The sequence below is a fragment of the Amycolatopsis deserti genome (assembly GCF_014653945.1).
GTDB lineage: Bacteria > Actinomycetota > Actinomycetes > Mycobacteriales > Pseudonocardiaceae > Amycolatopsis_E > Amycolatopsis_E deserti.
In genome coordinates this window covers 222,718-244,756 of the sequence record NZ_BNAU01000003.1, presented here as the reverse complement: position 1 = coordinate 244,756, position 22,039 = coordinate 222,718, and the positions used below count along the sequence as shown (strand labels likewise).

The window sequence follows — 22,039 nt, the reverse complement described above, 5'->3', positions numbered from 1 at the left end:
GGTGGCGTCGAGCGTCGAGGACGTCCTCCCGCTCACCCCGTTGCAGCAGGGCATGATCTTCCACGCCCTGCTGGACGAGCACGCGGACGTCTACACGGTGCAGACCGTCCTGCGGCTGACGGGTGAGGTGGACGCCGAGCGGCTGCGGGAGGCGGCCGAGCAGCTGGTGCGGCGGCACGCCAACCTGCGGGCCGGGTTCCGCACCCAGTCCTCGGGCCAGTTCGTGCAGGTCGTGCGCCGGTCGGTGCGGGTGCCGTGGCGCGTGGTGGACTGCCCGGACGACGGCGAGTTCCAGCGCCTGCTGGACGACGACCGCGCCGAGCCGTTCGACCTCGCGCGACCGCCGTTGCTGCGGTTCACGTTGGTGCGCCGGGGTTCCGGGCACGTGCTCGTGCTGTCCTCGCACCACCTGCTGTGGGACGGCTGGTCGGCGCCGATCCTGGTGCGTGAGCTGCTGTCGCTGTACGGCGGGGAAGCGCTTTCGCCGGTGCGGCCGGTCCGCGACTACCTGACCTGGCTGTCCAAACAGGACACCAAGGCGGCCGAGGAGGCGTGGGCCGCGGCGCTGTCCGATCTGGACGGCCCGACGCTCGTCGCCGACGGCCCGTCGAGCGGACTGCCGCGGCGGGCCGAGTTCTCGCTGCCTGGGCAGCCGTTGACCCAGGCCGCCCGCGAGCACGGCGTGACCGTCAATGCGCTGGTGCAGTCGGCGTGGGCGCTGGTGCTGGCCGGGATGACCGGCCGGGACGACGTGGTGTTCGGCGCGACGGTGTCCGGCCGGAACCCGGAGGTGCCGGGCGTCGAGTCGATGGTCGGCATGCTGATCAACACCGTGCCGGTGCGGGTGCGCCTCGCGCCGGGCGAGCCGCTGGCCGGGCTGGCCGCGCGGGTGCAGGCCGAGCAGGCGCGGTTGCTGGAGCACCAGCACCTCGGGCTCGCCGACATCCAGCGCGCCGCCGGGCAGCCCGCGCTGTTCGACACGCTCGTGGTCTTCGAGAGCTACCCGGGCACCGACGTCGCCGGCTCACCGCTGGCCGGGGTCGAGGTGCGGGACGCGACGCACTACCCGCTCGCGCTGCTGGTCGTGCCCGGCGACGAGTTCGTGCTGCGCATCGACCACGACCCGGCGCGCTTCGACGACGCCGCGGTCGCGCGCATCGCCGAGCGGGTGCAGGACGTGCTCGGCTGGTTCGTCACCGCGCCCGGCACGCCGGTCGCGCGGCTGGAACCGCTGCCGGCCGACGAGTGGCAGCAAGTCGTGGTGGCGCCCAACGAAACCGCCGCCGAGGTGCCGGAAACCACGCTCCCGGAGCTGTTCGCGCAGCAGGTCGCGCGCACGCCGGACGCCACCGCGGTGGTCTTCGAGGGCACCGCGCTGACCTACGCCGAGCTGGACGCCCGCGCCACCGTGCTGGCGAAAAGGCTGGCCGGGGCGGGTGTGGGGCCGGAGCACATCGTCGGGGTGCGGCAGGACCGCTCACTCGATCTGATCGTCTCGCTGCTGGGCGTGCTCAAGGCCGGTGGCGCTTATCTGCCGCTGGATCCGTCGTATCCGGCAGAGCGGCTGGGCATGATGATCGAGGATGCCCAGCCCACCGTGGTTCTTCCCACCGAGCTGCGGGATGAAGCAGAGTTGCGGGCGGTGGGCCCGGACAACCCGGCCTACGTCATCTACACCTCGGGCTCGACCGGCCGCCCGAAGGGGGTTGTGGTCAGCCACCGGGCGATCGTGAACCGTCTGTTGTGGATGCAGCACGAGTACCGGCTCACGCTCGACGACCGGGTTCTGCAGAAGACCCCGTCGAGCTTCGATGTGTCGGTGTGGGAGTTCTTCTGGCCGCTGATCACCGGTGCGACGCTGGTGTTCGCGAAACCGGAGGGGCACAAGGACCCGCGCTACCTGGCCGAACTCGTCGAGCGCGAGCGCATCACCATCGCGCACTTCGTGCCGTCGATGCTGGCCCAGTACGTCGAGACCGGGCGCGGGCCGGCGCGGATCATCTGCAGCGGCGAGGCGTTGCCGCCGGAGCTGGCACGGCAGGCGAGTGAATTCGCCCAGGTGCACAACCTGTACGGGCCGACCGAAGCCGCGGTCGACGTCACCCACTGGCCGGTGCGCGCCGATGCCACGACCGTCCCCATCGGACGTCCGGTGTGGAACACGCAGACCTACGTGCTGGACCGGTTCCTGCGTCCGGTGGCGCCGGGCGCGCCGGGTGAGCTGTATCTCGGGGGAGTACAGCTCGCCCGGGGGTACCTCAACCGCGCGGGGCTGACCGCCTCCCGGTTCGTCGCCAACCCGTTCGGCGAGCCCGGTTCGCGGCTCTACCGAACCGGGGACGTCGTGCGCTGGATCGCCGACGGCGCCCTGGAGTACCTGGGCCGCGCCGACGACCAGGTCAAAATCCGTGGGTTCCGCGTCGAACTGGGTGAGGTCGAGGCGGCCTTGCTCGCGCTGGACGGGGTCACCGCCGCCGCGGCCGCCGTGCACGCCGTCCGTCAGCAGCTGGTCGGGTACGTCGTCGGCGACGGCCTGGACCCGGCGGCGCTGCGGCGGAGCGTGGCCGAGTCGCTGCCCGAGCAGCTCGTGCCGTCCGCGATCGTCGTGCTCGACGCGCTGCCGCTCAGCCCGAGCGGGAAGCTGGACCGGCGAGCGCTGCCCGAACCGCGGATCACGCAGACCAGCGCCGAGGCCCGCGACCCGCGCGAGGAGATCCTGGCGGAGCTGTTCGCCGAGGTCCTCGGCGTGCCCAGGGTCGGCCGCGACGACGACTTCTTCGCCCTCGGCGGGCATTCGCTGCTCGCCACCCGCCTGGTCAGCCGCATCCGCCGCACGTTCGGCGCCGACCTGCAGATCCGGGCGATCTTCGACGCCCCGACGGTCGCGCGCCTGGCACGGCACCTGGACGGCGGCACCGCGCGTCCGCCGCTGACCCGCCGCGAGCACGACGGCCTGATGCCGATGTCGCCGGCGCAGCGCAGCCTGTGGTTCCTGCACGAGCTGGACGGTCCCTCGCCGGTCTACAACATCCCGTTCGCCGCGCGGCTGACCGGCCCGCTCGACCTGGACGCGCTCGATCAGGCGCTGACCGACGTGGTGAACCGCCACGACGCCCTGCGCACCCTGCTCACCGCCGAGGGCCAGCGCGTGCTGCCGCCGTTCGAGCGGTTCCCGGTGCAGCGCCACGACGGCCTGGCCGACGGCTTCGTGCAACGCGCGAGCCGGTATGCGTTCCGGCTCGGCGAGGAACCGCCGATCCGGGCTGAGGTCGCGAGCATCGGCCCGCACGAGCACCTGTTCGTGCTGGTCGTGCACCACGTCGCGGGTGACGAGTGGTCGGCGCGGCCGTTGCTGCGCGACCTGGGCGTGGCCTACGCCGCCCGCCGCGAAGGTCGCGCGCCGGAGTGGGCGCCGCTGCCGGTCCAGTACGCCGACTACACGCGGTGGCTGGCGGAGATCCCGGTCGACGGCCAGCGCGAATTCTGGCTGAAGCGCCTCGAAGGCCTGCCAGAGGAACTGCCGCTGCCCACCGACCGGCCGCGCCCGCAGCACCCGACGCGCGAAGGCGGCAACGTCACCGTCGAATTCCCCGCCCCGCTCACCGCGTCGCTGGCGAAGCTGGCCCGCAAACTCGGCGTGACGGACCTGATGATCGCACAGGCGGCCACCGCCGTGCTGCTGTCCCGCCTCGGCGCGGGCGAGGACATCCCGCTCGGCACGCCGGTCGCCGGCCGCACCGACGAAGCGCTCGACGACCTGGTCGGGTACTTCGTCAACACGGTCGTGCTGCGCACCGACCTGTCCGGCAACCCGACGTTCCGCGACCTGCTCGCACGCGTGCGCGAGGCGAACGTGGACGCCTACTCGAACCAGGACCTGCCGTTCGAGCGGGTCGTGGAGGCGGTCAACCCGCCGCGCTCGCCCGGGCGGCACCCGCTGTTCCAGATCATGGTGTCGCACAGGGACCCCGCGACCGCGGCACTGGAGCTGCCGGACGTCGTGGCCGAACCGCTGGACCCCGCGTTCACCGGGGCCAAGTTCGACCTCGCGTTCCACTTCGGCCCGCAAGCCTGCCTGATCAGCTACTCCGGCGACCTGTTCGACGAGTCCACTGTGGATGCGCTGGCGCAGCGGCTGGTGCGGCTGCTCACGGCGCTGGTCGCCCAGCCGGACCAGCCGGTCGGGCTGGCCGAGATCCTCGGCGACGACGAGCGGGCCCAGCTGGCGGCGTTCAACGACACCGCCGAGGAGCGGCCGCACACGACGTTGACCGAGATGGTCGAGGAGCAGGCCGCTCGCACCCCGGACGCGGTGGCCGTCGAGTTCCACGACCGCAGCCTGACCTACGCCGAGTTGAACGCGAAGGCCAACCACCTGGCGCGGCGGCTCGTCGCGGCGGGGGTCGGCCCAGAGCGGACCGTCGGGATGCACTGGGAGCGGTCGCTGGAGCTGGTGGTCGGCCTGGTCGCGGTCGAGAAGGCCGGTGGCGCGTTCGTGCCGCTGGAGCCGTCGTGGCCGGACCGGCGCATCGCTGAGGTGGCGGAAAGCTCCCGGTTCACCGCGATCCTGAGTGGACCGGAGCACGACGGGCCGGTGCGGGAGCTGGGCGTGCCGGTCGTGCACGTCGATCTCGCGAACGAGGACCCGGAAAACCTCGGCGTGCGCGTGCCGCCGGAGGGTCTGGCCTACGTCATCTACACGTCCGGCTCCACCGGTAAGCCGAAGGGCGCGATGATCCGGCACCGCGCGATCACGCACCGCCTGCTGTGGCAGCGCGAGATGCTCGGCTTCGGGCCGGGCGACGCGGCGTTGTTCAAGGCGCCGATGGGCTTCGACATCTCGATCAACGAGGTGTTCCTGCCGCTGGTCACCGGCGGCAAGCTGGTGATCGCGGAACCGGGCGGCGAGCGGGACATCGAGTACCTGCTGGGACTGATCGAACGGCACGCGGTCACCTTCACCTACCTGCCGTCGTCCATTCTGGACCTGCTGGTGGGGCTCGACGGATTCGCCGAGCGGGGCCGGTCGCTCAAGCACGTCTGGTGCGGCGGCGAGGTGCTGACGCCGGAGCTGTTCGCCCGATTCCGCGCGGTCAGCGACGCGATCATGTACCACGGGTACGGCCCGGCGGAAGCCACGATCGGCGTCAGCCACGTCGTGTACCGGGACGCGAGCGCGGTGCGCAAGGCCGTGTCGATCGGGCGCCCAAATGGGAACACGCGGCTGTACGTGCTGGACCCCCAGTTGAAGCAGGTGCCGGTCGGCGTGCCCGGCGAGCTGTACGCCGGGGGCGTGTACCTCGGCCGTGGCTACATCAACGATCCGAAGCGGACGGCCGACCACTTCGTCGCCGACCCGTTCGGCCCGCCCGGTTCGCGCCTTTACCGCACCGGCGACCTGGCCCGCTGGCAGCCGGACGGCACGCTGGAGTTCCTCGGCCGCGCCGACAACCAGGTCAAGATCCGCGGGATGCGGGTCGAGCTGGAGGAGATCGAGGCGGTCCTGGAGCAGCACGAGGGCGTCCGGCGGGCGGTCGTGCTGGTGCGCGACGAGCCGAAACGACTGGTCGGCTACTGCCTGGGCGCCGAAGTGGACGGTCTGGGCGACTGGCTGCGCACCCGCCTGCCCGAGCACATGGTGCCGCGCCGGTTCGTGTTCCTCGACGAGTTCCCGCTGATGCCGTCGGGCAAGGTGAACCGCAAGGCGCTGCCCGACCCCGGCCCGGAGCCGACCGCCGGTGGGCGGGCCGCGGAGACCGAGGCCGAGCGGATCCTCTGCCGCGTGATGGCCGAGGTGCTGCGGGTGCCCGAGGTCGGCGCCGAGGACAACTTCTTCGGCCTCGGCGGTGACAGCATCCTGTCCATCCAGTTCGTGAGCAAGGTGCGCGCGGCCGGGCTGCGAATTTCGCCGCGCCAGGTGTTCGAGCACCAGACCGCGGCCGCCCTCGCCCGTGCCGTCGACACGGATGTCGTGGTCGCCGACGGGGACCGGGCGCAGGGTGTCGGCGAGGTGCCGCTGACCCCGGTGATGCGGTGGTGGCTCGAGAACGGCGACCCGAAGATGGCCCAGGCCGCACTGTTGCGGGTGCCGCCCGCGGACGGCCCGGAGGTCTTCGCCGGCGTGCTGCAGGACGTGCTCGACCACCACGACCTGCTGCGTGCCCGGCTGCGGGGTGAGGTGCTCGACGTCCGCCCGCCCGGCTCCGTGACAGACGTGCTTGAGCATGTCCCCGGGGACACCCCGGTGGACGCGAAGTACGCCGAGGTGGTCGCCGCGCTCGACCCGGAGGCGGGCGTGCTGGTGCGGGCGGTGTGGTTCGACCACGGGGCCGAGCCCGGCCGGCTGCTGCTCGTGCTGCACCACCTGGTCGTCGACGGGGTGTCGTGGCGCATCCTCGCCGGGGACCTGGCGCAGGCCTGGGAGGCACGCGCGGCCGGGCACCCGGCCAAGCTTGACCCGGTGCCCACGTCGTTCCGCTGGTGGGCGCGGCACCTGCCGACCGCCAGCGCCGACGTGTGGAAGTCGTTGCCGCGCACCGGCTCGACGGACGTACGCCCGGCTCGCACAGCGGGCCGCCGGGAGCTGACGCTCGACGCCGAACTGGTCACCGAGGTGCCGGGCAAGTTCCGGGCCGGGGTGCAGGACGTGCTGCTCAGCGCGCTCGCGCAGGCGTTCGGCGAGCCGCGGTTGGTCGCGTTGGAGGGCCACGGCCGCGAGGAGCACCTGGTACCCGGAGCGGACCTGTCCCGCACGGTCGGCTGGTTCACCAGCGTCTACCCGGTGGAGCTGCCCGCCGCCGCGAGTCCACCAGAGATCCGGGAGCTGCTGCGTGCGGTGCCGGACAACGGCATCGGGTTCGGCATCCTCCGCTGGCTGCACGACGAGCTGACCGATGTTGCCGAACCGGAGGTCGGCTTCAACTACCTCGGCCGGTTCGACGTCAGCGACGGCTACTGGGTGCCGGCCGCGGAGAAGCTGCCGTCGCCGGACACCCAGCACCGTCCACTGGAGATCAACGTCGTCACCGAGGACGGGCCGGACGGACCGGTGCTCAAGGCCACCTGGTCGTGGACCGGCCGGTTCGCTGACTCCGAAGTAGACCGTCTCATCGGGAAGTGGCAGAACGCCCTGCGTGACCTCGCCTCGGCGGAGGAGGCGGACGAAGTCCTGCCGCTGTCCCCGCTACAGCAGGGCATGCTCTTCCACGCGCTCTACGACGAAAGCGCGGACGACGTCTACACCGTCCAGTTCGTGCTGGGCCTCACCGGCGAGGTCGACGCGGCGAGGCTGCGCCGGGCCACGCAGGACCTGCTGGTCCGGCACCCCAACCTGCGGGCGGCGTTCGTGCACGCGGACGAGCCGAAGCAGGTCATCCGGCGCGCGGCCGAGCTGCCGTGGGCCGAGCTGACGTTGAGCGAGCACGAGTTCGGTGAGTTCCTGGCGCGGGACAGGGCGGAGCGGTTCGCACTGGACGAGCCGCCGTTGTTGCGGATGACCCTGGTGAAGCTGGGCGAGCGGGACCACCGGCTGGTGCTGTCCAACCACCACATCCTGCTCGACGGCTGGTCGCTGCCGCTGCTGGTGCGGGACCTGCTCGCGCTCTACGCCGGCGCCGAACCACCGTCGCCGCGCCCGTACCGCGACTACCTGGCCTGGCTCGCCGAGCGGGACCGCGACGCCTCCGCCGAGGCGTGGCTGGCCGCGCTGGACGACGTCGAGGAACCGACGCTGCTGGCCCCCGCCGCGTCGCGGGTGCCGATGCGGCCCGGCAAGCTGCGCCTCGACCTGCCGCGGGAGACCACGGAACGGCTCTACGCGGTCGCCCGTGAGCACGGCCTGACGGTCAACACCGTGGTCCAGGGCCTGTGGGGACTCGTGCTGGGCAGGCTGACCAACCGCGACGACGTGCTGTTCGGCGCCACCGTCTCCGGCCGCCCGGCTGATCTGTCCGGTGTGGACGGGATGGTCGGCCTGTTCATCAACACCATCCCCGTGCGCGTCCGCGTGCGTGGCTCGCTGCTGGACGTCCTCCGCGGCGTGCAGGACGAGCAGGCGCGGCTGTTGGATCACCAGTACCTCGGCCTCACCGACATCCAGCGCGAGGCCGGCCACGGCGACCTGTTCGACACGCTGGTCGTGTTCGAGAGCTACCCGATCGACTTCGACGCGGTGAGCGAGGCCGAGCGGGCCGCCGGGATCGCGATCGACCGGGTCGAGGTGGAGGACTCGACGCACTACCCGCTGACGTTGGCGGTCGCCGCGGAGGAGCGGTTGTCGGTCGTCTTCGAGTACCGGCCGGACACGTTCGACGAGGCGTGGGCGGAGTCGCTGAGCGGCTGGTTCCGCCGGGCCGCGGGAGCTTTCGCGGCCGACCCTGCGCAGAAGGCGACGGCCATCGACCTGCTCGGCGACGAGACCCAGGCCGACCTGCGCCGCATCGGCACCGGCAAGATCCTGGACGCTCCGGCGACCACGCTGCCCGAGGTCCTGCGCGACCAGGCCCGGGAAACCCCGGACGCGGTAGCGATCGTGGCGGGAGACACCCGGCTGACCTTCGCCGAGTTCAACGCGCGCGCCAACCAGGTCGCCCGCGTGCTGATCGAGCAGGGCGTCGGGCCGGAGGACGTGGTCGCGCTGCGCATGCCGGCCGGGCCGGACATGCTCATCGCGCTGCTCGCCGTGTTCAAGGCGGGCGGCGCGTACCTGCCGCTCGACCCGGACTGGCCGGCCGAGCGGATCGACTTCATGCTCGCCGACGCCGCCCCGAAGCTGGTCCTCACCGAGCTGCCCGAAGTGACCGGCTCCACGGACGACCCGCCAACGCGCGCGAAGCCGCAGCACCCGGCGTACGTCATCTACACGTCCGGCTCGACCGGCACGCCCAAGGCCGTCGTGGTGCCGCACAGCTCGATCGCGAACCTGCTGGTCAGCCACCGCACCGACCTGTTCGACCCGGCACGGGCGCGGGTCGGCCGACCACTCCGGGTCGCGCACGCCTGGCCGATGGCGTTCGACGCGTCCTGGCAGCCGATGCTGTGGATGTTCGCCGGGCACGAGCTGCACCTGGTGCCGCCGGACACCCGCCGCGACGCCGACCTGCTGCGGGCGTTCCTGCGGGACCACGAGATCGAGTTCGTCGAGCTGTCCCCGTCGCTGCTCGCGCAGGTCGCCACCGAGCCAGGCTGGCGCGGCGCGCTCAAGGTGCTCGGCGTCGGCGGAGAGGCGGTGCCCGCGCAGCTGTGGCGGTCGCTGCGGGACGAGCCGGACCTGGCCGTGTGGAACCTGTACGGCCCGACCGAGTGCACTGTGGACTCCGCGGCGTGCGACTTCGACCGCACCGAGAACCCGTGCATCGGCTCGCCGGTCGGCAACGCGCGCGCCTACATCCTGGACCGGCACCTGCGGCCCTGCCCGCCCGGTGTCGAGGGCGAGCTGTACCTGTCCGGCGCCGGTCTCGCCCGCGGCTACCTGCGGCGGCCGGGCACGACGGCCGAACGGTTCGTCGCCGATCCGTTCGGCGAGCCCGGAACCCGGATGTACCGCACCGGCGACGTGGCGCGCTGGAACGCCGAGGGGCTGATCGAGCTGCTCGGCCGCGTCGACGACCAGGTCAAGATCCGCGGCTTCCGCATCGAGCCCGGCGAGATCGAGGCCGTGCTGCTGCGCGACGAGCGGGTCGAACGCGCGGTCGTGGTGCCGCGCGAGGACACGCCCGGCGTGAAGCGGCTGGTCGCCTACGTCGTCGCGAGCAGCACGGACGGTCTGCGCGAGCAGGTCGCGGCGGCGCTGCCGGAGTACATGGTCCCGGCCGCGATCGTCGCGGTCGAGTCCTTCCCGTTGACGCGCAACGACAAGCTCGACGTGAAGGCGCTGCCCGCGCCGGACTACGCGAACACCATCAGCCGGGCGCCCTCGACGGACCTGGAGAAGCGCATCGCTGCCCTGTTCGCGGAGGTCCTGGGCCTGCCCGAGGTCGGCGCGGACGACAGCTTCTTCGCGCTCGGCGGGGACAGCATCGTGTCGATGCGGCTGGTCAGCAAGGCCCGCGGCGCCGGGCTGGCGTTCACCCCGCGGGACGTGTTCGAGCAGCGCACGGTCGCGGCACTGGCGCAGGTTGCCGGGGAGGCCGTGCACCGCGAGGCCTCGGACGCCGGTATCGGCGAGGTCCCGCTGACGCCGATGCTGCACTGGCTCAACCGCAACCAGCCGTACGGGCAGCTCAGCCAGGCCCGGATGCTCTGCACGCCGGCGGGGCTCGACCTCGGCCGGCTGCGTGAGCTGGTGCAACTCCTGCTCGACCGGCACGACGTGCTGCGCGCGACCTTCGACGGGACGTTCGTCGTCCGCTCGCGGGGCGCGGTGGACGCAAGCGCTTGCGTCACCCGGATCGACGCCCGCGACCTGGCGTACGGGGACATCGCCGAGCGGTTGCCGAGCCTGATGCGGGAGATCCGGCTCGACCCGCCGTCCGGCGACATGGTGCGGTTCGTCTGGTTCGACACCGGCCCGGACCGCTCCGGCCGGTTGCTCATCGTGCTGCACCACCTCGTCGTGGACGGCGCGTCGTGGGGTGTGCTGGTGCCCGAGCTGGCCGAGCTGTGGGCGGGCCGGGAGCTGCCGCCGGTCGGCACGTCGTACCGCGAGTGGGCGCAGGCTCTGCCCGAGGTCGCGCGGGCCAAGGCGAGCGAAATGCCGCTGTGGCGGGAGATCCTGTCCGGCCCGGACCCGGTGCTCGGCACCCGCCGCCTCGACCCGGCGGTGGACACCCGGGCGTCGATGCGGGCCACGCGGACGTTCCTCGACCCGGAGGTGACCGGCAAGCTGCTCACCGAGGTGCCCGAACGGCACGGCGTCACCATCAACGACGTCCTGCTCGCCGGGCTCGCGCACGCGGTGTCCCGCTGGCGCGGCGACGGCGGCACCTCGCTGCTGCTCGCGTTGGAGGGACACGGCCGCGAGGAGCAGATCGTTCCCGGCGCGGACCTGTCCGGCACCGTCGGCTGGTTCACCAGCGTGTTCCCGGTCCGCGTCGACCCGGGTGACCTCACGCGCGGTGTCCACCAGGGACTGGTCCGGGTGAACGAGCAGCTCGCCCTGCCGGACAAGGGCATCGGCCACGGCCTGCTGCGTTACCTCAACCCGGACACCGCCGCCGAGCTGGAGGCGCTGCCCGAGCCGCAGCTGGAGTTCAACTACCTCGGCCGGCTCACCGTCGGCGAGCGGGACAGCGAGCCGTGGTCCGGCGCGCCCGAGGTGGGCGCGATGGGCGGTGGCGTGGACGACGACATGCCCGCGCCGTACTGCCTGGTGCTCAACGTGCTGGTCCGCGGCTCGACGCTGGAGGCCGACTGGCAGTGGCCGTCCGCGTTGTTCACCGAAGATCGCATCCAGCAGCTGTCCCGCGAGTGGTTCGCCGCGCTGACCCTGATCGCGCAAGGAGGCCCCCGGTGAGTGACCTCGCCGCCCGCAAGCGTGAGCTGCTGCGCCGACGGCTGGCCCAGGCCGGCCTGGCCAGCACGACGTCGATCCCCAAGCGGGACTCCGACGACGATCTGCCGCTGTCCTACGCGCAGTCGCGCATGTGGTTCCTGCAGCAGCTCGACCCGGCCAGCCCGGCTTACAACGTGTGCCTGGCGATCACGCTGCGCGGCGCGTTGGACAAGGCCGCGCTGCACCGGTCGTTCCAGCGGCTGGTGGAGCGGCACGAGATCCTGCGCACCCGGTACGTCGCCGGCGCGGACGGTGAGCCGCGGCAGATCGTCGACCCGTACGCCGTGGTGACGATGCCGGAGTCGGACCTGCGCGGGCTGTCCGAAGAGGACCGGGACCGGACCGTCGAGCGGGTGTCCCGCGAGGAGTCGGCGCACGCGTTCGACCTCGCGAAGGAGCACTCGCTGCGGCTGCGCCTGCTGCGCCGCGGCGACGACGACCACGTGCTGGTCCTGACCGTGCACCACATCGCGTGGGACGGCTACACGTTCAACACCCTTTCCCGCGACCTGTCCGCGCTCTACCGGGAGGACACGACGGGACAGCCGTCCGGTTTGGACCCGCTGCCGGTGCAGTACGCGGACTTCGCGGTGTGGCAGCGGAAGACCCTGACCGACGAGAAGCTGGCCGGCGATCTCGACTACTGGCGCCGTGACCTGACCCCGGCGCCGGAGAACCTGCCGCTGCCCACCGACCTGCCGCGCCCGCCCGCGCGGTCGGACCGCGGTGACCGGCGCTTCCACACCTTCGACCGGGCCGTGACCGACCGGATCGCCGAGTTCGCGCAGGCCCGCGGTGTCACGCCGTTCATGGTGGTGTTCGCCGGGTACGCGGCGCTGCTGTCCCGCTGGACCGGGGCGACGGACGTGCCGATCGGGTCGGCGTCGATGAACCGCGACGCCGGGGAGGTCGAGCGGCTGATCGGCAATTTCGGCAACACGCTCGTCCTGCGTGCGGACCTGTCCGGCGACCCGTCGTTCGCCGAGCTGGTGGACCGGGTGCGGCGGGTGTGCACCGAGGGGTACGCGCACCAGGACCTGCCGTTCGACCTGCTCGTCGAGCGCCTGCGGCCGCCGCGCGTGCCGGGCCGGTCGGTGCTGTTCGACGTGATGCTGTTGTTCCTGACCCAGGGGTTGCAGGGCTTCGACCTGCCCGGTGTCGAGGCGAGCTGGGAGACGGTGCACAACGACACCACCCAGTTCGACCTGGCGCTGGAGGCGTTCCTGGTCGACGGCGAGATGCGGGTCGAGGCCACGTACTCGACGGAGCTGTTCACCGCCTCGACCATCGATCGATTCCTCGCGCACCTGGAGTCGCTGCTCGCCGCCGCGGTGGGAGAGCCGGAGCGGCCGGTCAGCCGGCTGGAGTTCTTCCCGGACACCGCGCTGATCGGTGACGTGCGCGAGGTGCCGGCGACGACGCTGCCGGAGCTGTTCGCGGAACAGGCAGCGCGCACACCGGACGCGACCGCGGTGGTCTTCGAGGGCGAGTCGCTGACCTACGCCGAGCTGGATGCCCGAGCCACTGCCTTGGCGCGCCGGTTGGCGGGCGCGGGTGTGGGGCCGGAGCACATCGTCGGGGTGCGGCAGGACCGTTCGCTGGATCTGATCGTCTCGCTGCTGGCGGTGCTGAAGGCGGGCGGTGCGTACTTGCCGTTGGATCCGTCGTATCCGGCGGAGCGGTTGAGCATGATGATCGAGGATGCCCAACCCACCGTGGTCCTTCCGGCTTCGCTGGAAGGTGAGGGGGACTTGCGTGCGGCGGGCCCGGACAACCCGGCTTACGTGATCTACACCTCGGGCTCGACCGGCCGCCCGAAGGGGGTTGTGGTCAGCCACCGGGCGATCGTGAACCGTCTGTTGTGGATGCAGCACGAGTACCGGCTCACGCCCGAGGACCGGGTGTTGCAGAAGACGCCGTCATCGTTCGACGTGTCGGTGTGGGAGTTCTTCTGGCCGCTGATCACCGGCGCGACGCTGGTGTTCGCCAAGCCGGGCGGGCACAAGGACCCGCATTACCTCGCCGACCTGATCACGCGGGAGCGGGTCACCACCGTCCACTTCGTCCCGTCGATGCTGCGGGCGTTCGTCGAGTCCGGCGCGCGGCCGAGCACCCTGCGCCGCGTGATCTGCAGCGGCGAGGCCCTGCCGTCCGACCTCGCGCGCGAGCTGCCGCACGTCCACAACCTGTACGGGCCGACCGAAGCCGCGGTCGACGTCAGCCACTGGCCGGTGACCGATGGCGCCGGCACCGGAACCGTCCCCATCGGACGGCCGGTGTGGAACACGCAGCTCCACGTGCTGGACCGGCACCTGCGGCCGGTCGCACCCGGCGCCGTCGGTGAGCTGCACCTGGGCGGCGTCCAGCTGGCCCGGGGTTACCTGAACCGGCCCGGGCTCACCGCCTCCCGGTTCGTCGCCGCGCCGGGCGGATCCAGGCTGTACCGCACCGGCGACCTGGTCCGGCGCACCGGCGACGCCCTGGAGTTCCTCGGCCGCGCCGACGACCAGGTCAAGATCCGCGGGTTCCGCGTCGAGCTGGGCGAGGTGGAGGCCGCACTGACCGCGTTGCCCGAGGTCGTGAGCGCCGGGGTGGTCGCGCGGCCGGAGCGGCAGCAGCTCATCGGGTACGTCGTCGCCAAGCCCGGCACCGATGCGGCGACCATCCGGCAGAAGCTGGGCGCCACCCTGCCCGAGCACCTGGTGCCGTCGGTGATCACGTTCCTCGACGAGCTGCCGCTCAGCCCCAGCGGCAAGCTCGACCGCAAGGCACTGCCCGAACCGGAAGCCGCCACCGTGGCCGAAGAGCCGGAGACCGAGCGCGAGCGGGCGCTGGCCGCGTTGTTCGCCGACCTGCTCGGCGTCGAGCGCGTCGGGCGGCACGACGACTTCTTCGCCCTCGGCGGGCATTCGCTGCTGGCGACCAAGCTCGTCGGCCGCATCCGCGCGGACCTCGGCATCGACGTGGCGATCGGGACCGTCTTCGACGAGCCCACCGTCGCCCGTCTCGCCACCGCGCTCGACGGCGGCACGCAAAAGCGGCCCGCTCTCACCCCGATGCCGCGCCCGCGCCGCATCCCGTTGTCGTCGGCGCAGCAGCGGTTGTGGTTCCTGTACCGGCTGGAAGGCCCGAGCGCCACCTACAACGTGCCGTTCGCGGTGCGCCTGGACGGCCCGCTCGAGGTGGACGCGCTGCGGGCCGCGCTGGCCGACCTCGTGAGCCGGCACGAGGTGCTGCGCACGATCTACCCGGAGTTCGAGGGCAAGCCCTACCAGCACGTTCTCGACACGATCCCGCCGCTGATCCTCGACGACGGTTCCCCGCGCGAGGCCGCCCAGCGGGCGTTCGAGCTGGACCGCGAGCCGCCGTTCGAGGCCCGGCTGTTCCGCGACGACGACTCGCACGTGCTGTCCCTGCTGACGCACCACATCGCGAGCGACGGCTGGTCCGCCGAACGGCTGTTGGCCGACCTGACCACCGCCTACACGGCCCGCCTGCAGGGCCGCGGCCCCGGCTGGGCGCCGCTGCCGGTGCAGTACGCCGACTACGCGCTCTGGCAGCGGGACCTGCTGGGCAACGACGCCGACCCGAACAGCCTGGCGTCCACGCAGCTCGCGTACTGGACGCGGCAGCTCGCTGACCTGCCGGACGAGATCAGCCTGCCGACGGACCGCCCGCGCCCAGCGGACCCGTCGTTCCACGGCGACGCGGTGCGGTTCCAGCTGCCGCCGGAGACCCACCGGGCACTCGCGGAGCTGGCGCGGCAGACCGGGGCCACGACGTTCATGGTCGTCCAGGCCGCCGTCGCCCTGCTGCTCGGCCGGATGGGCGCGGGGGAGGACGTGCCGATCGGCGCGCCCGTCGCCGGCCGCACCGACGACGCCCTCGATGGCCTGGTCGGGTTCTTCGTCAACAACCTCGTGCTGCGCACGGACCTCAGTGGTGAACCGACGTTCCGCCAGCTCGTCGAGCGGGTCCGGCGCACCGACCTGGACGCGTTCGCGCACCAGGACCTGCCGTTCGAACGACTCGTCGAGGCGCTCAACCCGGCGCGGTCGATGGGCCGGCACCCGCTGTTCCAGGTCATGCTGGCCTACCAGCGGGCGCCCGGTGGGCCGGTGCCGTTCGGGCACGCCTCGCTGCGCGAGGAGCACGTCGACTTCTACGCGGCGCGCCTGGACCTGTCGTTCCACCTGTTCGAGCAGGACGCGGGCATCGACGGGTGGCTCGTCTACAGCACGGATCTCTTCGACAGGTCCACAGTGGACGACCTCGTCGCCCGGTTCATGCGCCTGGTCGGCGATCTCGTGGCGGACCCGGACCGCCGGCTGTCGGCGACCTCGGTGCTCACCGCGGAGGACGTGCTCCCGGCCGGTGAGGTGCGGGAAGTTCCTCCGGCGACCTTGCCGGAACTGTTCGCGGCCCAGGCCGCGCGCACACCGGACGCCACCGCGGTGGTCTTCGAGGGCGAGTCGCTGACCTATGCCGAACTCGATGCCCGCGCGAGTGCGTTGGCGCGCCGGTTGGCGGGCGCGGGGGTCGGCCCGGAGCACATCGTGGGTGTGCGGCAGGACCGCTCGCTCGATCTGATCGTCTCGCTGCTGGCCGTGCACAAGGCGGGCGGTGCGTACTTGCCGTTGGATCCGTCGTATCCGGCGGAGCGGTTGAGCATGATGATCGAGGACGCCCAGCCCACCGTGGTCCTTCCTGCCTCGCTGGATGAAGAGGGGGAGTTGCGTGCGGCGGGCCCGGACAACCCGGCCTACGTCATCTACACCTCGGGCTCCACGGGCCGCCCCAAGGGTGTCGTGGTCAGTCACCGGGCGATCGTGAACCGTCTGTTGTGGATGCAGCACGAGTACCGGCTCACGCCCGAGGACCGGGTGTTGCAGAAGACCCCGTCGAGCTTCGACGTGTCGGTGTGGGAGTTCTTCTGGCCGCTGATCACCGGCGCGACGCTGGTGTTCGCCAAGCCCGACGGGCACAAGGACCCGGAGTACCTGGCCGACCTGATCGCCCGCGAGCGGGTCACCACCGCGCACTTCGTGCCGTCGATGCTGCGGGCGTTCGTGTCCGCGGGTGGCGACCTGTCGGTGCTGAAGCGGGTGATCTGCAGCGGCGAGGCGCTGCCGTCGGACCTGGCGCGACCGAACGTGCACAACCTCTACGGCCCCACCGAAGCCGCGGTGGACGTCACCTACTGGCCGTGCACCGAAGGCGCAGGCGAGGGCACGGTCCCCATCGGACGGCCGGTGTGGAACACGCAGGTCCACGTCCTGGACCGGTACCTGCGGCCGGTGCCGCCGGGCGTCACCGGTGAGCTGTACCTGGGCGGCGTCCAGCTGGCCCGGGGTTACCTGAACCGGCCCGGGCTCACCGCCTCCCGGTTCGTCGCCGCGCCGGGCGGATCCAGGCTGTACCGCACCGGTGACCTGGTCAAACACCGAAACGGGGTGCTCGAATTCCTCGGCCGCGCCGACGATCAGGTCAAGCTGCGTGGCTTCCGGATCGAGCTGGGCGAGGTCGAGGTCGCGCTCACTCGCGCCGGTGCCCGCAGCGCCGTCGCGGTGGTGCGGGACGATCGCCTGATCGCCTACGTCCTGGGCGAGGCCGACCGGGACAGCCTGGCCCGTCAGTTGCCGGAGCACATGATCCCGTCCGCGATCGTCCAGCTGGACGAGTTCCCGCTGACCCCTAGCGGCAAGCTGGACCGCAAGGCCCTGCCCGCGCCCGACTTCGCCGCGCTGGCGGGCAAGGCCGAGCCCGCCACCGAACGGGAAGCGCTGCTGTGCCGGCTGTTCGCCGAGGTCCTGGGCCTGGCTGAGGTCGGCGCGCAGGACAGCTTCTTCGCTCTCGGCGGCGACAGCATCGTGTCCGTCCAGCTGGTCAGCCGCGCCCGCAAGGCCGGGCTGACCATCACGCCGCGGCAGGTGTTCGAGCAGCGCACCCCGGCCGGGCTCGCCGCGGTCGCCAAAACCGCCGTTTCGGACGCGGACGACGGCACCGGCCGCATCGAGCCGACGCCGATCATGCGCTGGAGCGAACGCGGCCTCGCCCAGGCGATGCTCCTGGTCGCGCCCGACGGCCTCACCCGGGACGGCCTGGTACGGGTGGTGCAGGCGATCCTAGACCGCCACGACGTGCTCCGCGCCCGCTGGGACGGCTCGCTGGTAGTCCCGGGCGAATCGTTCGACGCGGCCGAGATCGTCCGGGACGCCACCGGTGACCTGGACGCGGAGCTGCGCGCCGCGCGCGAGCGGCTCACCGACGAGCGGTTGGTGCAGGTCGTCCGGTTCCCGGAGCGGGTGCTGGTCGTGGCCGACCACCTCGTCGTGGACGGCGTCTCGTGGCGGATCCTGATGGACGACCTCGCCGAAGCCTGGCGCGGCACGGCGTTGACCCGCACCGGCACGTCGTTCCGGCGCTGGAGTGAACTGCTCGCCGCGCAGGACCGCAGTGCGGAAACCGAGCTGTGGCGGGAAATCCTCGACGGCGCCGATCCGGTGCTCGAACCCGGCGGTGAACGGCACGAAACCGAGTTCAGCGTGCCGCTGCCCGAGGGCGCCGAACAGGCCGGGGTGCAGGAACTGCTGATCAGCGCGTTCGCCGAGGCGCTGGAAACTTGGCGCGGGCGCGGGGACGCGGTGATCGCCGTCGAGGGGCACGGTCGTGAGGAACAGCTCGGGGCCGACCTGTCGGCCACGGTCGGCTGGTTCACCACGATCTTCCCGCTCCGGTTGCGGCCGGGCACGCGGCTGCGGGACGTCCGTGAGCAGCTGGACAGCCTGCCCGACCACGGCCTCGGCTACGGGCTGCTGCGCCCGCTCGGCCTCCCGGAGCCGACGATCGTCGTCAACTACCTCGGCCGCCTGCGGACCGGGACCGGCGAGCCGTGGTCGGTCGCGCCCGAAGCCCCGATGCTGCGGGTGCCGCCGCGCGTCCCGCAGTGGGCGATGGAGGTCAACGCGGTCAGCGTCGACGGGCACCTGCGCGTCGCGATCACCGGGCCCGCGCTGCCCGAGCTGACCGAGCTGTTCCGCAAGGCGCTGAGCAGTGCGCCGACCGCGGTGGACACCGCACTGGTGGACGTTTCCGAAGAAGACATCGACGAGTTCGAAGAGGAGCTGGGCACGTGGTGAGTCAGCAGCCGACGGTGGGAGAGCTCCTGCGCGAGGTCACCGACCTGCTGGGGCCCGAGGCGGCGGAGCTGTCCGAGAACGACAGCCTCATCGAGTGGGGCCTCGACTCGATCCAGCTCATGCAGGTCGCGAACAAGTGGCGCAAGCAGGGCATCAAGGTCGGCTTCGCGAAGCTGGCCAAGAACCCGACCCTGGCCGGCTGGCGCGAAATCCTGTCGGCCGCCGCCGGTGTCGCGCCGGAGCCCGAGGTGACCGTCGAGGTCGATGAGACCGAGCCGTTCCCGCTCGCGCTGATGCAGCACGCGTACTGGATCGGCCGGGACGAGGAGACCACGCTCGGCTCGGTCGCCGCGCACCTCTACGTCGAGTTCGACGGCCCGGACCTGGACCCGCGGCGCCTGGACGTCGCCGTGCGCAAGCTGGTCGCCCGGCACGGGATGCTGCGCGCGGCCTTCCTCGACGACGGCCGCCAGCGGATCCTGCCCGAACGCGCCCAGCCGTCGCTGCTCGTGCACGACCTGCGTGACCTCGACGAAGAGGCGGAAGCGCGGAAGCTCGAGGGACTGCGGGACGCCTCCTCGCACGCCCGGCTGGATGTCGCCAACGGCGAGGTGTTCAAGATCCAGCTCAGCCGCCGGCCCGGGGACCGCGCACGGTTGCACGTCGACGTGGACATGCTCGCCGCCGACGCGCTGAGCTACCGCGTTCTGCTGTCCGACCTGGCCCGGTTCTACGACGAGCCGGAAGCCGACCTGGCGCCCATCGACTACAGCTACCCGCGTTACCTGGCCGAACGCGCGGTGACCCGGCAGGCCGAGCAGGAGAAGGCCCGCGAGTGGTGGCAGCGGCGGATTCCCGAGCTGCCCGGCGCGCCCGACCTGCCGCTGGTGCCGGAGACCGAGCGCGCCGACGCCACCCGCGTCACCCGCCGGCACCACTGGCTCGCGCCCGAGGACCGCAAGCGCCTCGGCGCCCGCGCGCACGAGCACGGCCTGACCCCGGCGATGGTGGTCGCGGCCGCGTTCGCCGAGACCCTGTCGTCGTGGAGCGCGCAGCCGCGGTTCCTGATGAACCTGCCGATGTTCGACCGGCACAGCACCCACCCGGACGTCGACAAGCTGGTCGGCGACTTCACCAGCTCGGTGCTGCTGGAAGTCGACTTCTCGACCGAGGCGTCCTTCGTGGACCACGCGAAGGCGCTGCAGGACCGGATGCACGCCGACGCCGAGCACGCGGCCTACTCGGGTGTGGAGGTGCTGCGGGACCTGTCCCGGCACCACGGTGAGCAGGTGCTCGCGCCGGTGGTGTTCACCAGCGCGCTGAACCTGGGCGAGCTGTTCGACGCCCGCGTGCGGCGCTGCTTCGGCGAGGCCGTGTGGATCATCTCGCAGGGCCCGCAGGTGCTGCTGGACGCGCAGGTCACCGAGGTCAACGAGGGCCTGCTGATCAACTGGGACGTGCGGGAGCACGCGTTCCCGGCCGGGATGATCGACGCGATGTTCGCCGCGTTCCAGGACCTGATCACCCGGCTCGGGCAGCAGGACGACGCGTGGGAGCAGCCGGTCGGCGGCGCGCTGCCGCGGGAGCAGGCCGAGGTGCGGGCGCGGGTCAACGCCACCGACGGGCCGCGCAGCGGGCGGTTGCTGCAGGACGGGTTCTTCTCGCGTGCCGTCGCGCAGCCGGACGCGCCCGCGCTGCTGTGGGGTGCCGATGGGGTGCTCAGCTACGGCGCGCTGCGGGAGCGGGCACTGCGGATCGCGAAGTCGTTGCAGGACAAGGGTGTCGTCGCGGGCGATTTGGTCGGGGTGAGCCTGCCGAAGGGGCCGGACCAGATCGCGGCGGTGCTCGGCGTGCTGGCCGCGGGCGCCGGGTACGTGCCGATCGGGGTGGACCAGCCTCCGGCGCGGGCGGAGCGGATCCGGCGGATCGCCGCGGTGAAGCACGTGCTGACCTCCGCCGAGGAGGCGGACGAGCCGCTGGCCGAGCCGGTGCGGGTGGACGAGGAGCAGATCGCGTACGTGCTGTTCACGTCCGGCTCGACCGGCGAGCCGAAGGGCGTCGAGGTGCCGCACCGGGCGGCGATGAACACGATCGACGACCTCGACGAGCGGTTCTCCGTGGGCGCCGACGACCGGTGCCTCGCGGTGTCCGCATTGGACTTCGACCTGTCCGTGTACGACGTGTTCGGCCTGCTGTCCGCGGGCGGCGCGGTCGTGCTGGTCGAGGAGGGCGACCGCAAGGAGGCGCGGCAGTGGGTCGAGCTGGCCGCGTCGCGCCGGGTCACGCTGGTCAACTGCGTGCCGGCGTTGCTGGACATGCTGCTGTCCGCGGCGCGGCCGGGGGAGCTGAGCGGGCTGCGGACGGTGCTGCTCGGCGGTGACTGGGTGGGCACGGACCTGCCCGGCCGGGTGGCGGAGCAGGCGCCGCGGTGCCGGTTCGCCGGGCTGGGTGGCACGACTGAGACGGCCATTCATTCGACGGTGTGCGAGGTGCACGGAGTGCCGTCGACGTGGCGGTCGGTGCCGTACGGGACGCCGTTGCGGAACGTCGTGTGCCGGGTGGTGGATGCGCGGGGGCGGGACTGCCCGGACTGGGTCGCGGGGGAGCTGTGGATCGGCGGCGACGGGGTCGCGCACGGCTACCGGGGTGATGAGGCGCGGACGGCGGACCGGTTCGTGACGTACGAGGGCCGCCGCTGGTACCGGACGGGTGATCTGGCGCGGTACTGGCCGGACGGCACGCTGGAGTTCCTGGGGCGCCGGGACTTCCAGGTCAAGGTGCGGGGCGTCCGGATCGAGCTGGGCGAGGTCGAGGCCGCGCTGGCGGAGTTCCCCGGGGTGCACCGGGGTGTCGCTGGCGTGGCCGGGAACCAGCTGGTGGCGGCCGTCGGGGGTGCTGTCGATGGTTCGGAGGTGCGGGAGTTCGTGCGGACGTTGTTGCCGCCGCACATGGTCCCGGCGCGCGTGGTGGTGCTGGACGCGCTGCCGCTGACCGCGAACGGCAAGGTGGACCGGCGCGCGGTGGCGGCGCACTGGCAGGCGTCGGCGGACACGTACGTGGCGCCGGAGACGCCGTTGGAGCAGGTGCTGGCCAAGGTGTGGGCCGAGGTGCTCGGAGTGGAGCGCGTCGGCCGCGACGACCCGTTCTTCGCGCTCGGCGGAGACTCCGTCCTGGCGACGATGATCGTCGGCCGGCTGCGGGAGGCGCTGGACACGTCCGAGGTGACCGTGCGGACGCTGTTCTCGACGCTGACGGTGGGCGCGATGGCCGCGCGGTTGGTGGCGGACCAGTCGGTGCCGGGGCGGTTGGAGCAGGTGGCGGAGATCTACCTGGAGGTGGACGCGCTGTCGGAGGAGGACTTGAACGCGCAGTTGTGAGGGATTGCCGGTTGCCGAAACGGGCAGCCGGC

3 protein-coding genes are annotated in these 22,039 nt (G+C 72.3%); all 3 read left to right on the top strand.

Annotated features, from left to right (window positions below; translation table 11 throughout):
• The first annotated feature begins 1 nt into the window (after nucleotide 1).
• From IE290_RS15845 to IE290_RS15835, 3 genes are read left to right on the top strand one after another with little or no spacing between them, the layout of a single operon-like run.
• Nucleotides 2-11,452, top strand: coding sequence for a non-ribosomal peptide synthetase (locus tag IE290_RS15845; protein ID WP_191245337.1), 11,451 nt, complete (start codon nucleotides 2-4; stop codon nucleotides 11,450-11,452).
• Nucleotides 11,449-18,630, top strand: coding sequence for a non-ribosomal peptide synthetase (locus IE290_RS15840; RefSeq protein WP_191245336.1), 7,182 nt, complete (start codon nucleotides 11,449-11,451; stop codon nucleotides 18,628-18,630). Before IE290_RS15845 ends, IE290_RS15840 begins: the two co-directional genes overlap by 4 nt.
• A complete protein-coding gene (locus IE290_RS15835) occupies nucleotides 18,624-22,007 on the top strand; it encodes a non-ribosomal peptide synthetase (protein ID WP_191245335.1) in 3,384 nt (1,127 codons plus the stop codon). The genes IE290_RS15840 and IE290_RS15835 overlap by 7 nt, the downstream gene beginning before the upstream one ends.
• The last annotated feature ends 32 nt before the right edge of the window (nucleotides 22,008-22,039 follow it).